Source organism: Mesorhizobium sp. USDA 4413, assembly GCF_056280365.1.
Genome location: NZ_JBVPRP010000001.1, coordinates 2,281,790 through 2,295,375, shown reverse-complemented (window position 1 = coordinate 2,295,375; position 13,586 = coordinate 2,281,790). Strand labels below are relative to the sequence as shown.

Annotated in this window: 11 protein-coding genes and 2 pseudogenes; 5 read left to right on the top strand and 8 right to left on the bottom strand. The window is 58.6% G+C overall.

The genetic code is table 11. From position 1 onward, the window contains the following. Nucleotides 1-186: 186 nt before the first annotated feature. The 8 genes and pseudogenes from ACVMIM_RS11175 to ACVMIM_RS11140 form a co-directional block, all read right to left on the bottom strand. Nucleotides 187-975: an ABC transporter permease gene (locus ACVMIM_RS11175; RefSeq protein ID WP_040985375.1), complete on the bottom strand. Its 789-nt coding sequence runs from the start codon at nucleotides 973-975 to the stop codon at nucleotides 187-189. Nucleotides 976-978: 3 nt separating this feature from the next. Continuing rightward, a complete protein-coding gene (nodI, locus tag ACVMIM_RS11170) occupies nucleotides 979-1,887 on the bottom strand; it encodes a nodulation factor ABC transporter ATP-binding protein NodI (RefSeq protein WP_040985377.1) in 909 nt (302 codons plus the stop codon). Nucleotides 1,888-1,898: 11 nt separating this feature from the next. Further along, nucleotides 1,899-3,611 carry a nodulation protein NodU gene (gene nodU, locus ACVMIM_RS11165; RefSeq protein ID WP_040985379.1) on the bottom strand — a complete coding sequence of 571 codons (1,713 nt, stop codon included), beginning with the start codon at nucleotides 3,609-3,611 and terminating at the stop codon, nucleotides 1,899-1,901. Nucleotides 3,612-3,624: 13 nt separating this feature from the next. Then, a pseudogene (nodS, locus tag ACVMIM_RS11160) lies at nucleotides 3,625-4,271 on the bottom strand (nodulation methyltransferase NodS). A 10-nt stretch (nucleotides 4,272-4,281) separates the two neighbouring features. Continuing rightward, nucleotides 4,282-5,625, bottom strand: coding sequence for a chitooligosaccharide synthase NodC (gene nodC / locus ACVMIM_RS11155; protein WP_040985383.1), 1,344 nt, complete (start codon nucleotides 5,623-5,625; stop codon nucleotides 4,282-4,284). A 16-nt stretch (nucleotides 5,626-5,641) separates the two neighbouring features. Next, nucleotides 5,642-6,301, bottom strand: coding sequence for a chitooligosaccharide deacetylase NodB (nodB, locus tag ACVMIM_RS11150; RefSeq protein ID WP_476111959.1), 660 nt, complete (start codon nucleotides 6,299-6,301; stop codon nucleotides 5,642-5,644). After that, the gene (locus ACVMIM_RS11145; RefSeq protein WP_040985389.1) at nucleotides 6,298-6,888 is read right to left on the bottom strand and encodes a NodA family N-acyltransferase; all 591 of its coding nucleotides are present in this window, start codon (nucleotides 6,886-6,888) and stop codon (nucleotides 6,298-6,300) included. The genes nodB (ACVMIM_RS11150) and ACVMIM_RS11145 overlap by 4 nt, the downstream gene beginning before the upstream one ends. Before the next feature lie 72 nt (nucleotides 6,889-6,960). Beyond that, a complete protein-coding gene (locus ACVMIM_RS11140) occupies nucleotides 6,961-7,083 on the bottom strand; it encodes a hypothetical protein (RefSeq protein WP_476111957.1) in 123 nt (40 codons plus the stop codon). 961 nt (nucleotides 7,084-8,044) lie between these two features. Here ACVMIM_RS11140 and ACVMIM_RS11135 point away from each other — a divergent pair. The 5 genes and pseudogenes from ACVMIM_RS11135 to ACVMIM_RS11115 form a co-directional block, all read left to right on the top strand. Beyond that, nucleotides 8,045-8,128 (top strand): annotated as a pseudogene (locus tag ACVMIM_RS11135) (hypothetical protein); the annotation flags it as partial. Nucleotides 8,129-8,143: 15 nt separating this feature from the next. Further along, entirely contained in the window at nucleotides 8,144-8,833 is a 690-nt protein-coding gene (nodB, locus tag ACVMIM_RS11130) for a chitooligosaccharide deacetylase NodB (protein WP_052457888.1), read from the top strand. A gap of 256 nt (nucleotides 8,834-9,089) precedes the next feature. Further along, nucleotides 9,090-10,001 carry a LysR family transcriptional regulator gene (locus ACVMIM_RS11125; protein ID WP_040985391.1) on the top strand — a complete coding sequence of 304 codons (912 nt, stop codon included), beginning with the start codon at nucleotides 9,090-9,092 and terminating at the stop codon, nucleotides 9,999-10,001. A gap of 1,580 nt (nucleotides 10,002-11,581) precedes the next feature. Next, nucleotides 11,582-11,830 (top strand): acyl carrier protein, encoded by a 249-nt coding sequence (locus ACVMIM_RS11120; protein ID WP_040985393.1) that lies wholly within the window; start codon nucleotides 11,582-11,584, stop codon nucleotides 11,828-11,830. 2 nt (nucleotides 11,831-11,832) lie between these two features. Further along, entirely contained in the window at nucleotides 11,833-13,041 is a 1,209-nt protein-coding gene (locus ACVMIM_RS11115) for a beta-ketoacyl-[acyl-carrier-protein] synthase family protein (protein ID WP_476111954.1), read from the top strand. Nucleotides 13,042-13,586: the final 545 nt, after the last annotated feature.

The window sequence follows — 13,586 nt, the reverse complement described above, 5'->3', positions numbered from 1 at the left end:
GTCGCGGCAGTTCGGGTGGCGCTTCGGACGAGATGCCTGATTGCTATCTTCGACACTGTCTCGCCAAGGATGTTCGCTACCGGTCGGATTAAACTCGCACTCTAGCAAACCGTACAATCGAAGGGACAACACAACGGTCTGCGCTGACAGGGGCGAGTGCCAAGCCTCGGCACCGACGCCGCAGCGTCAGCGCATCAGGCGCCGACGCAACAGCGCCGCCGACAAGAAAAACGGCAAAACCGCGTAGACGCAAAGTGTCGTAATGTGCAGGCCGAGGCTTTCAGCCGGGCGGCCAAGCATGACTGAGCGGATCAGGTCGACCGAGTGAGCCAGAGGCAAGAGGGACGATACCTGCTGAAATGCGCTTGGCATTTGGCTGACCGGAAAGACGGCCCCGGACAGGAATAGCATAGGCGTGAGAACAAGCGTTTGGTAAAATACGAGACAGTCGTAGTTGGGCGCAAGCGCCGTGACGATCATGGCTAGACTTGCGAAAGCAAGCCCAGTTAGGGCGATGATTGGAAGCGCGTAGAGAAGGGATGGCCACGCGGCATAGCCGAGCATGGCAGCAACTAGCGTAATCGCCGTACCGGCCAGAAGAGACTTGGTGCCGGCCCAGGCTAGTTCACCAAGTACGATGTCGCCGAGCGTGAGCTGAGTGCATAGCATCGCTTCCCAGGTGCGTTCGCCTCCCATGCGAGCAAATGTCGAGTAGATCGTTTCGTAGGTCGCCGAGGTCATCGCGCTTACCGCGGCCATGCCAGCCGCCAGAAAAGCTACGTACGAAGTGCCTTCAACACGACCTATCATTATCCCGAGGCCGAAGCCGAGCGCGAACAACGAGATCATCGGCTCAGCGAGGTTCCCGAGAACCGCCGCAAGGGCAATTTTCTTCCAAGCCAAATAATTGCGGCGCCACACTGCAACCCAATTCCAGCCATTGGCGGGCATAACGGCCATATAACCTTCGGTCATTGTTCAGTCCTTCATCTCGCGCCCGGTCAGCCGCAAGAAGACATCCTCGAGGTTCGGCGGACGCTGCAAAAGGCGCAGACCAGCAACCCCACGCAGCTGCGTGAGCAGCTGCTCGGGATCGGGCGCATAGCAAAAGAGAGTTTCGCCGCTCCGCTCGATGCGTTGCGCGTACGGCTTGACCAGCGATCTCAGTTCATGTGGATTGCCGCCATAGACTTCGACCACCTGGCAGCCGATCTGCTCGTCAATCAACGCGTGCGGTCGCCCTTCGGCGATCTTGCGCCCCTGCTCGACCACACACAGCCGATCGCACAACCGCTCGGCCTCCTCCATGAAGTGAGTGGTCAAAAGTATCGTTTTTCCCCGCGTCAACAAGGAACGCAGGCGTTCCCAGATCAGGTGGCGCGCCTGTGGATCGAGGCCAGTAGTCGGCTCGTCCATGACCAAGAGTTGCGGGTCATTAATCAGCGCACGGGCTAGCGTCAGGCGTCGCTTCATGCCGCCGGACAGTTCGGCGACGCGCGCATCCGCCTTGTTCTCGAGGCGGGCGAACTCGAGCAGCGATGGGCTGACCGCTTCGACCTCGCGTTTGCTCATGCCAAAGTATCGCCCGAACACCAGTAAGTTTTCACGTACCGTGAACCTATGATCAAGGTTGTCGAACTGCGGGACCACGCCGATGCGTGCACGTGCCAAACGGGCACGTGCCGGCACTGGCACTCCGAACACCGTGATCTTGCCTGCGTCAGGCGTTGCCATACCGAGGAGCAACCGTGTAATCGTGCTTTTGCCCGCGCCGTTCGGCCCCAGCAGCCCTAAGCACTCTCCGGGAGCAACGGTGAATGACATGCCGTCGACAACGACCCTTTTGCCATATGATTTCGTCACGCCGACAAAGTCGATTGCCACCATGGGTCCCGCACTCAAACCAGCTTAAGGGTGCCGTCGCCCGGCGATAGTTCAGTTTCGGGAATTTTGGTCAACAGCACACCATCGGACCATATGTGTTCAATTCGTCCCCAGTCGCAGGCTGCGGCGGCACCCGGAAAGAACCCGCGTCCATGGTGGTTGGCACTCGTATTGCAAAGCAGCGGAATGCCCGTGAGCTTTTCATATTCGATGAGTAGCTCGGCCACCTTGTGCTCAGAGGTTCTGGAAATGGTCTGCAGTCGCGCGGAACCGTCGAGATGCACGACAGCGGGGACTTTGTCCCGCCATTCCGCCCGCGTCTGATGGTCGAACAACATGTAAGGATCCGGCGTTCCGGGGCTGAATATTTCCGGCGCGCGGTCCTCAAGGCAGATCGGCGCCACGGGGCGGAAGTGTTCGCGAAGTTTGACGTCGTTGAGATAATCCTTCATTTCGGGCGAAGTCGCGGCCGCGAGAATGCTTCTGCCACCCAGTGCCCGTGGTCCGAGCTCGGCGCGCCCAGTAAGGAAAATGACGGGCTTATTGCCGGCGAGAATGGAAGCGAGTTCTCGCATACTGCACGGTTCGGAGTCCCATCCGGAAGGCAGTTGGCCCTCTAGCAAGGCCGGGCCGCTGTAAACCGACCAATCCAGAGGAACGAAGCCATCTTGCACAACCATTGCGCTGCAAGCGGCACCTATTGCCGAGCCGCTGTCATTCGGAAATGGCGGCACCCACACAGCATCGAAGAGCCCCGCCTCACGTAAGGCACTATTCCATTTAATGTTGAGACCGCAGCCGCCGGCGATGCATAAATTTCGCGCTCCCGAAAGGTGTGCGTGCCGCTCCACAGCGGTTGCCATTTCGCTGACAAGGAGACGCTCGAGAAAAAGATGAAAGGATGCAAGCACATCTTCGGGTGCCTGGTCCCTCAGTCGGAGCGCACTGGCTTCGAAGAAGTCATGCACGCGCGCAAGCAAAGCCTCCGCGCTGTTGATATCCGCACGGTAATGGCTGGCTAGCTCTGTGTCGCCCGCAAAGCGCTCCTGGTAGAGTTCCTGAAACGCTGCCACGATGTCTTCATCGACCGACCCGAGTGCGATGTAGGCCATCAGCTTGCCGGCAACACCGAGATCCCAGTCGCCGCGACCCGCCCGCTTATAGGGCCCGAAGTGATGGCCCGCAGCCGCGTAAATATGGCCTATCACTGGGAATAGGCATTCGAGGAACCGGGCGCCGCGGCGTTCAACATAATAGAGGCGTGGAAAGATGCACCCGTCCCAGACCAAACAGAATGCGGGCTGTCCGGTTTTGGCGAAAGGGCTGGTGCAGTACGCCGAGGTCACATGGCCGGTAACATGGGGGTAGCTTCTATAAGAGAAAAGCCGGCCATCGAGCATCAGGCCGGAGCCGTCGAGCGAAGTGAGGAGGCCCTCGGCATGGCGTTCGACGTAGGGCGCGCCTTTGAGAGTGATCGGACCCGCCTCGCTAAGGACCTGGAACTGCGACTCCAAATCGCCGTCCCAGCCGTCGATAACGAACTGATCTACGTCCCGCGGATCCAGACCGTGCTCCGCCAGGGCGGAGACAACTGACTCCAGATGGTCGATGGCTTGATATCGTCGGTTATTGTCCCGCTTCTCCTGTTCAATGCAAAACACGAGTTGTCCGTCCTCGACAAGGGCGACCGCCCCGTCATGGGTCAGCTTGATACCACAAATGCGCATAATGCTTCCTCGTCTAACGCAGGCAATTCGACAAATCCGGAGGCCGAACCGGACTCCGAAAACGGGCGAGCAAGCAGTCTTGGTTGGGGGTGTCGCCCTGGCACTGCAGAAGATCGACAGCGATCAAAGTCTCGTTCAGCATTGCCATGACAGTTTCGGCACCAGCGGCGTGACCCCAGCGCCGGCAAGTGGCATCACGCGCCGATCCGAATACCAGGTGCCCCCCTGGCGCAAGCATCCGCGCAAGGTTGCGGATGGCAGCGCGCATCTCGGCTATGCCATTGAGGTAGTACAGAACCTCCGCCACGACGATCAGATCGAACGGTTCCTCAGTCGAGAACTGTTGAACATCAGAGACGACCCAGGTGATGTGCGGTAGCTCCTTCATCCGTCTGCGCGTTCGATTAATCGCGCGCGGCACGACATCGATTACTGTAAGGCGTTGGCAATGGGGCGCTAGCCTTGCCGTGAACGCGCCTGCCGCACACCCGACTTCAAGTGCATTTGTGATGGATCCATGCAAAAGCGACAGCCGCAGCATTTGCGTGTGACGCTCCCGTTCGAACGGATTGGCATCGAGCAGCCACGGATCGTCTGCGGCCAATTCCCGATCCAACAATCGATAGTTATTGTCCAACTTCAAAATTCGTCTACCTCGATAACGCAACCATCACTCGTCGGAAGTCACCAGCACCGAACAGTCCCGTGCAAGATGGCGCATACGATTCTGCACCGCATCTGCCGACAAATTTGTAGTGCTTGATTCAGTAGTCAGGTTCTGGACGGGAGCCTGTTTCCCATCCTTAACTGCCGCCGTGGCAGCGAAGCTGCGCGAAAGCCAATCGCTGTTGCTCAACGTACACAACGCGTAGGCTTTCAGGGGGAGCAAGAGAAAGACGTTGATGAATGTGTGGACAGAGAAGCCTATAAATCGAAGTTGGCGAGCACGAAGCGCCACCGCGCTGCAGCGAACGATGGTCATGAATACAATCATTAGGATTGTCGACCATGGCACGGTGCCCATCAGTACGAACTTCGCGAGGCCTGTTAGCACCGATACGGCGAGTAGTAGCGGTCCGAGATTCTGTCCGACCACGTCCAATGTTAGAAAGCGGTTGAGCCCCGGTAGCAGATTCAGTGCAAGCCAGGTGTCCCGGAAAGTGCTGCGCGCCCACCGGAGTTGTTGGCGCAGATAAGGCCCTAGGCTTTCTGGAACGACTGTTGCCGCGATGGCGTCCGGGACGTACTCAGTGCGTAGGCCTGCTTTCAGCATTAGGATCGTAAGATGGCGATCTTCACCGAAGTCACTTGGCTTTCCCCGAAATGTCTGGGTCTCATACTGATCCAGTAGCAAAAGGAGTGCGGATCGACGGTACATGGCACACGGGCCGCAGCAGCACATTACGGCGCCGAAGCGAGCCTGCGCTGCGCGTTCCTCGTTGCAAGCCAGCCAGTACTCCATATCGATCAATCGGGTCAGCCAGGACTCGCCCCGGTTGCTGGCCGTCAACTGACCCATGGCTGCGCCGATCCCCGGATCTTGCATCTTTAGCGCAAGCTTTGTGACAACATCGGACGCTAGCGTCGTGTCCGAGTCGACGTTGAGCACCAAGTCTCCAGATGATCGGCGTATCGCGGCGATTTGTGCCTTGCGCTTTCCGGCATTTTTGGGGAGCAGGATGAAGTTGAAGTTCGGGTGGCGCGCGAAGCTCTCGTGAACGGGCATAACGTCGTCCCGGTTCCGAGAACCGTCATCGACAACATAGGCTCGCAGTCTTCCGGCGTAGTCCTGGTTTGCAATCGACGTGAGACACTCGAAGAGTGTGCGCGGGTCCTCGTTGTAGCAAGGAATGATGACGTCCACACTCGGCCAAAGATGGGGACTGGTAAGGTTGTCCGAGACCGATGAAACGCTTGCCGGCCGTGCATAAGCGGCTTGCATGCTCTTATATGTGGTCGAGAGCAGCGCATAACACGAGATGGTGCCAGTGCTGACTGTGCCAAGAAGGTCCATGAGATCTTTGGTTCGTTTAGTGTTGTTGAGGAAGCGAGCGCATTACAAAGCCGCGGTCGTGCAACGCTGGAATTATTCGCGAGAGGGCGATGATGGTTTGGCTTCGCAAGCCGGCGTCACTGCCCGGCTTCATCTCGCTAGGAGGGCACCCGTCGTGCAAGAGCACGATTGCGCCAGGCCGGACGGAGGCCAGCACTGCATCGACGATTGCATCGACACCGGGACTCAACCAGTCTCGCGGATCTGCCGACCAGTGGACAGCCGACAGCCCAATGCTGGCCGCAGAGGCGATCACTTGTTCGGTCCAGATGCCATAAGGAGCGCGCATGTACCGCACCGCGGCTCGAGGGCAGGCCGCTTTGATGGCCCTGTTCGCCTCGAAGATCTCGCGCTGCACTAAGCCGGGTTCGCACTCGGACAGAACAGGGTGGGTCATCGTATGGTTAGCTACCTGGTGCCCTTCCGTGATCATTCGTTGGATCAGTGCCGGCTGGTCTGCCGCGTAGGCGCCAATGACGAAGAAAGTCGCCGACACACTGTGTTGCGCCAGCACGTCGAGCACCTTCGGTGTGCAAAACGGATGAGGGCCGTCGTCAAACGTCAAATAGACGCTAGGTTGGCCGGCACCGTTAGCGCACTCGCTGTACACTTCGGACAAGCAGTTGAGGTGGCTCAAAGCTCTGCTCCGTTCCGATCAATCATCTCGCCGGCGGGCCAATCGGAGATCGGACGTCCAACTGGCAAGACAACGACGAGCGCGTCGTCTATGCGCGTTGGCGGTTTGTCGAGAAGCGCGTCCCGAAGGGTAGAGCGCACGCGAATGCCCGACTTGACGACCAGCAGACCGCCTCGCCCCAATCTTGCAACGTGTTTATGCAACGCTGGCCGAACCGTGCCGAAGCCGAATGGAACCCCGAGTTCCTGCAACACGGGACGCACGACACGCAATGAACTGCTGATACCGAGCCCCTCGAGATCCCGACGAATCCCGTACAATCCGAGTTCCGCTACGAGCAGATCAGCGCCATCGATTTTGATGAATCGGCGCAACAAGCCCATGTGTGCTGCAATACCGCTCGAGTCATACGCAATCGCACGGAACTCAGGTCTAGCTCCGGCCCAACTTCGGCTGCCTTCGAACGGCTTAGCATTAAAGGCGCCGGTCGGTCCGTAGGTCCTTCGAAAGAATTCGGCGAGTTCGATATGGTCGGAAAGTTGCAACTCGTTTTCCCAGCACAGCCTCCACCGCACCTGAGAGCGCATACAAAGACTCCTTTTCCGATACTTCCCGAGGGCACGCATCACGCGTTCGGCGTCGCGTGATCTGGTGCGAGTTCAGACGCTGCCGTCGGCGATCGCGATACGAAGCAATTGAACCGGCAGAACCTCGTACGACGAAGTTGCAGCGCTGATGGACTCTCTCAAAACTTGACGTCCTTCATGAGCGATACCCTTCATTTCGGGCTCCTAATGCAGCACCGCCGTCGATTGGTAAAATCGATTGTTTGAATGGCAATTATTCATTCCGTGGATATTATGGTCTATGCGTTCACGGGTCCTGACGATGGCTGCGCTTATGATCGGCTGGCCAAAGTTGGTGCTGTGCGCCGGCGCCGTGAGGTTCCCCGCAGCCAACAGGACTGCGCGCGAAGAGCAGATTTGATCGAGACCGCGTTGAACCGGCGGTGGAAAATGACACGCTCATTCCCGCCACCGAGGGCATGGCCACGATGCTGAGGGGCAACGTGCTTTGTGCTCGCGAATCCATGCCTCGCCCGCAGAAAATGCGACAGGCGGCTTCGAGTGCCGGGGCCGCAGGAGCGCCCATTGTGGTCCCATGAGGAAGGCGGAACACGAGTTCCGGCTCTCCCGTGACACGCCGTCACCTGGGTTTTGCCAGGGTGGCCGAGCACCGAGCGGTTAATGCGCGGAAGCTAGACTAAGACTTCTCAACCGGTGCGCGACTCTGCTGTGAAAGGCACCGCGTCTACCCGCTATCGCGCAAGCCCAGGAGCGCGCGAGAATGGTGAGCCGCCGATGCTTAGGTTAGCGCCGGAATACGTCTCGGGGAACTGCCGACCGCCGTGCGAGGCGGTTTACTGATCGTAGCGTGCGGCATCAATCCACAGCGCGGATGGCATTTATCCAATCAATCAATTTTACTGATTTCTTCGAATCCTGCATTCACGTGATCCGACATCAACTCAAATTGGGAGCGACATACAAACCGGGGCCGGGAAAAAACGGATCTGAAAAAGTTCCTATCCAATCCAGATCAAAAGCTGGCATGCACCATATGGCTTTGCCGTTTCACTAAGTTCGGCGCTGTCGACCCCCTCGCGACCGAAGTAACGGAGGCAGGCTTGGACCAAGCTGGCGCTCAACTCGACGTCGGGGCAACCTTCAAAATGCGCGACCCGATTTGCCCCAAAATGCAGCTGTCGCTGTTACACCGGTTAAATGTTCAACGTCCGATTGGCCGGCCGGAGCGACAATCGACCGGAACGGACCAGAGCCAATGATACATTCCGACTGGTTATGGGACGTGCTCAGTGAGTGCGACGACTGCATCGGCCACCGCAGTATTTATTTGACTTTTGACGACGGTCCTCACCCGCATTACACACCGCAGATCCTGAATCTGCTCGCCGAACATCGGGTCCCGGCCACGTTCTTCGTGATTGGCACCTATGCCTTGCGCCATCCGGAGCTAATTCAAAGAATTGTCGCGGAAGGGCACGAGGTAGGCAACCACACGATGACTCATCCGGACCTGTCTAGATGCGGGTTCGATGAAGTGCAGCGTGAAATATTTGACGCAAATGCGGCTATTATGATGACTTGCCCTCAAGCGTCAGTTCGGCACGTGCGCGCGCCATACGGGAACTGGACCGAAGAGGTCTTTGCCGCCTCCGCCATCGCTGAACTGGCAGCTATCAAATGGTCGGTTGATCCGCGCGACTGGTCTCGCCCCGGGGTGGACACGATCGTCGATGCGGTCCTGGAATCGGCGAAGCCCGGCGCAATCGTACGCTTACACGACGGGTTTCCTCCCGACGAATTGATCGACGTATCTGGTGCAGGTCTGCGCGATCAGACGGTCACCGCGGTATCCCGTCTAATCCCTGCTTTACTTGAGCGCGGATTCCAAATCCACTCGCTTCCTCACTTTGATTGGAACGTACCGCTGGCGGACCCCGCGCTTTGACCGCTGTTATCTACGCCAGGCGATTTGCGGCGAGTGTCCGCGCAGCGATGACTTTCGTCTTGGTCGGGGGTTCGCGCCGCCTACTGACGGTGCGCCCATTGCGTCGACCATGCGCCCCAATGGTCGCTGGCCTTGTCGAAACCAGGGCGCCTTCTGTGCGCGCGGGAGGCTTGCCGGGACGCGCATAAGGAAAGGGGGGCGCAGGCGAGTGCCCGCGAGAACGGTCGCCAGATCCATGCGCTAGATTGGAATTGGAATGCGGTTTAAGGGTCTTGATCTGAACCTCCTTGTCGCGCTCGATGCTTTGATGAATGAGCGCAACCTCACAGCGGCGGCTCGCAGTATCCACCTTAGCCAACCAGCCATGAGCGCTGCTGTCGCCCGGCTGCGCGGCTATTTTGGCGATGAGCTTTTTATAATGAAAGGCCGTGAACTCGTTCCGACACCGCGAGCCGAGGCACTCGCCTCGCCGGTTCGCGAGGCGCTGCTGCATATACAGCTCTCGGTTATTTCCTGGGAGGATTTTGATCCGCGGAAATCCGATCGCTGTTTTAGGGTCATGCTTTCCGATTACATGACGATCATTTTCTTTCGGAGGGTCATTGACCGTGTTGCGCGAGAAGCCCCTTTCGTCAGCTTCGAACTTATGCCTCCCGTTGACGATCTGGAAGAACTTTTCCGGTGCGGTAAAGCCGATTTTCTGTTACTCCCTGAATTGTTCCTGTTAAACGGGCATCCGAAGGCGAAGCTTTTCGACGATACACTCGCCTGCCTGGGCTGTCGGACAAACAAGGAACTGTCGAAAAAGCTCACGTTCGAGAAATATATGTCAATGGGCCACGTAGTGGCCAGATTTGGACGTTCGCTGAAGCCATCCATTGACGAGTGGTTTTTGATTGAGCATGGCTTCAAGAGGCGGGCCGAGGTGGTCGTGCAGGGGTTCAGCATGATCCCTCTGATGCTACCGGGCACCAGTCGCATTGGGACCATGCCCTTGAGGCTGGTTGAGCATTTCGCAAAAACGCTACCGCTACGCGTCGTCGAACTTCCGCTCCCATTGCCGGCATTCACTCTGTCGATGCAGTGGCCTGCGCTTCACAATGGCGATCCGGCAAGCATCTGGATGCGGAAGATTTTGTTGGAGGAGGCATCCCGCCTAGTGCCATAGTCGAAGGCTGCGGTATGATTTGCACAACTTGGCTGCTCAGCGTTTCGGCGGTGTGCTTTGCGGCGAGTGGCCGCCTGTCAGGTTCGCCACGAGCGCAACTGGACACTTGCCGGTTCCCTGCCTGGCGCGGGCCGCAGATCAATACGAGCCAGCCGGTTCGCTGGCGCAAGAGCTTTCCCGCCGAATGGAGGCAGCCCTGCTGCCGTTGGTGCCTGTGAGGCCAGCGACGGGCAGATCGGGGAACTGCCGTCGGCACGCCTGCCGGCGCGGCATGGCCGGAATCAAGATCGAGCTGGTTGGTCGCTGCGCATTCGGGTCGACCGCGATGTCGATAAGGCCACGTTGAGCCGGGTGCTGGACGCCCTGGGGCGCCGGTGCCGTTCCTGGTCATGACACGGCGTACGGGTGTGGTTTTGCGAGCGGCCACTCGGAAATGCGGCTTCCCCACTTGGTGCTGCAGGTTCAAGAATTGCTCAAGCGCGATCGACGGCAATTTGTTGCCGATTCGGCGATAGGAATCAGCGGTGGAATTGCGGACGGACTATCCGGCGAGCGAGCTTCGCCGACTTGCCCGCGTTTCGAAGATGCGCGGCACGGCAGTCGGCTCTTGTCGATCGCGGCGGTCCTGGACGCGATGAGCTAAGCCGATGCGGCGCGGATCGCCGGGGATGGATCGGCAGACGCCTGCCGTCGGCACGCCTGCCGGCGCGGCATGGCCGGAATCAAGATCGAGCTGGTTGGTCGCTGCGCATTCGGGTCGACCGCGATGTCGATAAGGCCACGTTGAGCCGGGTGCTGGACGCCCTGGGGCGCCGGTGCCGTTCCTGGTCATGACACGGCGTACGGGTGTGGTTTTGCGAGCGGCCACTCGGAAATGCGGCTTCCCCACTTGGTGCTGCAGGTTCAAGAATTGCTCAAGCGCGATCGACGGCAATTTGTTGCCGATTCGGCGATAGGAATCAGCGGTGGAATTGCGGACGGACCATCCGGCGAGCGAGCTTCGCCGACTTGCCCGCGTTTCGAAGATGCGCGGCACGGCAGTCGGCTCTTGTCGATCGCGGCGGTCCTGGACGCGATGAGCTAAGCCGATGCGGCGCGGATCGCCGGGATGGATCGGCAGACGCTGCGCGACTGGTGTATCGGTTCAATACTGCAGGGCCTTAAGCTGCGTCGCGCGCGATACTCACAGGCTCGGAGGATCGACGCCAGCATTGCCGGAGACTTTACGAATACCGCCCTTCGAGCAAGCATCGCTGACCTTCGACTAGCGACACTATTTCCGGCGTCCTGAAATTCCAGCACATCACATGTACAAGAAAATGCGATTTGTGAACGACGCTCTTCAAAATGCGTATTCCGATGATGCTGGACGGCTATTCCAACCTGGCTCCGGTCGCAAACAAATAGCTCGGAGTCCGCCTCTGGTCTATAGGCACGCCATCCACTTCTTGAATGGATTTTATCCAAATTATCGATTTCCCTACTAGCGCGAAATTTTGCATCAACAATGCTGGACGATGAATCTTTCACGTCATCGAGAGATTCATGGTCGGCCGCCAGACGGGAGGTGAAAGGATTGAATGACTGACCAGCTTCCGACCGAAATCCTAGCGGAGATCTGCAAACACGCTGAACCGGATGCGAATCCCATCACTCTTGAGGCGAAGCTGACTGATTTGGGCATCCATTCGTTGGCAATGGCGGACATCCTGTTTGATCTTGAGACGAAATACGGGATCGAGATCGAAACGGACACTGCTGACACCTGGAGCAATCTGCAGAATGTGGGCAGCGTGGTCGAAGCCGTCCGTGCGCTTAATGAGCAATGACGATGAACAAGCGCGTTGTTATCACCGGCATAGGCGGGATTTGTGGGCTCGGCAGCTGTGCTGCCGATATCTGGGCCGCCATGTGCGAAGGCCATTCAGCAATCGGCGTGTTGAGCAGTCCCTCCCTGCACGACATCACCGCGCGCACGGGATGCGCGATCCGCAATCTTGCTCAGCATGAGATCGAGCGTAAGCAAATTCTTTCGATGGATCGGGTCAGCGTGCTTGCAGTGCTTGCCGCTCGCGAAGCAGTGCAGCAAGCAGGGCTGACCGCGTCTGACAAAAACCGCTATCGCCTGGGTGCGACGGTCGGTGTGGGCGTCTGCGGATGGGAGGCGATTGAGCAAGATTACCGAGCAATGCTGCTCGATGGCAGAAAGAGGACCGGGGCCTTCACCGCGCCCAAGGTCATGCCGGGCGCCGCTGCTGGACATGTCAGCATGGACCTTGGACTGCGCGGTCCCGTCTACGGCGTCACCTCGGCTTGTTCCTCCTCTAACCATGCCATTGCCTCCGCCGTCGACCAAATCAGGTCGGGCCGCGCTGATGTGATGGTGGCAGGTGGCGCCGATGCGCCATTGGTTTGGGGAGTAGTGAAATCGTGGGAGGCTATGCGAGTGCTATCGCCTGACACTTGCCGGCCTTTTTCCGCGAACAGGCAGGGCGCTGTTCTCGGCGAAGGCGCAGGCATGATAGTCTTAGAAAGTTACGACCATGCCCGCGCCAGAAGCGCTGAAATATTGGCGGAATTGGCCGGTGTGGGCCTTTCGGCCGATGCTTTCGACATCGCGGCACAGACCATTGAGGGGCCCGAGGCGGCGATCCGCGCTTGTCTAGCCGACGCGGGTCTGGTCCCGGAGGAGGTCGATTACCTAAATGCTCACGGCACCGGCACTAAGCCAAACGATCAGATCGAGACCGCAGCAATTAAACGAGCGTTCGGCGACCACGCCTACCGAATGTCGGTATCCTCGACAAAATCGATGCATGCCCACTGCCTCGGGGCCTCGGGTGCTCTGGAGCTGATCGCCTGCGTGATGGCAATTCGGCATGGCATCGTACCGCCTACCGCCAACTATGAGGAACCAGATCCAGATTGCGATCTAGACGTTACCCCCAACCTGGCGCGGGAGCGGAAAGTCAAGGTGACGCTTTCCAATAGTTTTGCGTTCGCGGGCACCAATGCGGTGTTGGCCATCAAGGCGGCGTGATTGTTTGGATCCATGATGATATTTGTTGCGGCCAATTGTGAAGTGGTTCGTCGTCGCTGCCCTGATCTCGGAGCAAACTACGAACTCGCGGCAGCGGTCAAGAAATAGCCCTGGAGAGCAGATCCGGTAAAAGTGCTTGGCGCTTCCTGGATGCGAATGGGCTTATCAGCTCAGGCAACTCGGTCGGGTGTCCGCATGGATGCCCGGCCGATTTCTTGCGCGGTATCGATAACGAGCGTAGCCATTTTGCCGCGGCTCTTCGTCGGCGCATCCCACAATCGCGGTTAGCGGCCCCTGTAACCATCAGCACAGCAACCGGAGGTGATCTCTCCACTCGCGTCATGAATTCGCCGCTCGTCGGGGTCCTGTAGAACGCCGGGTTGATCGTGGGTGGCGTCACTGTGGGTTCAATGCCAAATTTCTTCCTGTAAGCGCCGGCACGGGCTATTGCCCAACGGTTTGGACGAGAAGGCTATCGAACTCGCTCGCACTGGCATCGAGGCTGCCGCGTTCCCAGACGATCTCACCGACATTGACGGCATTCC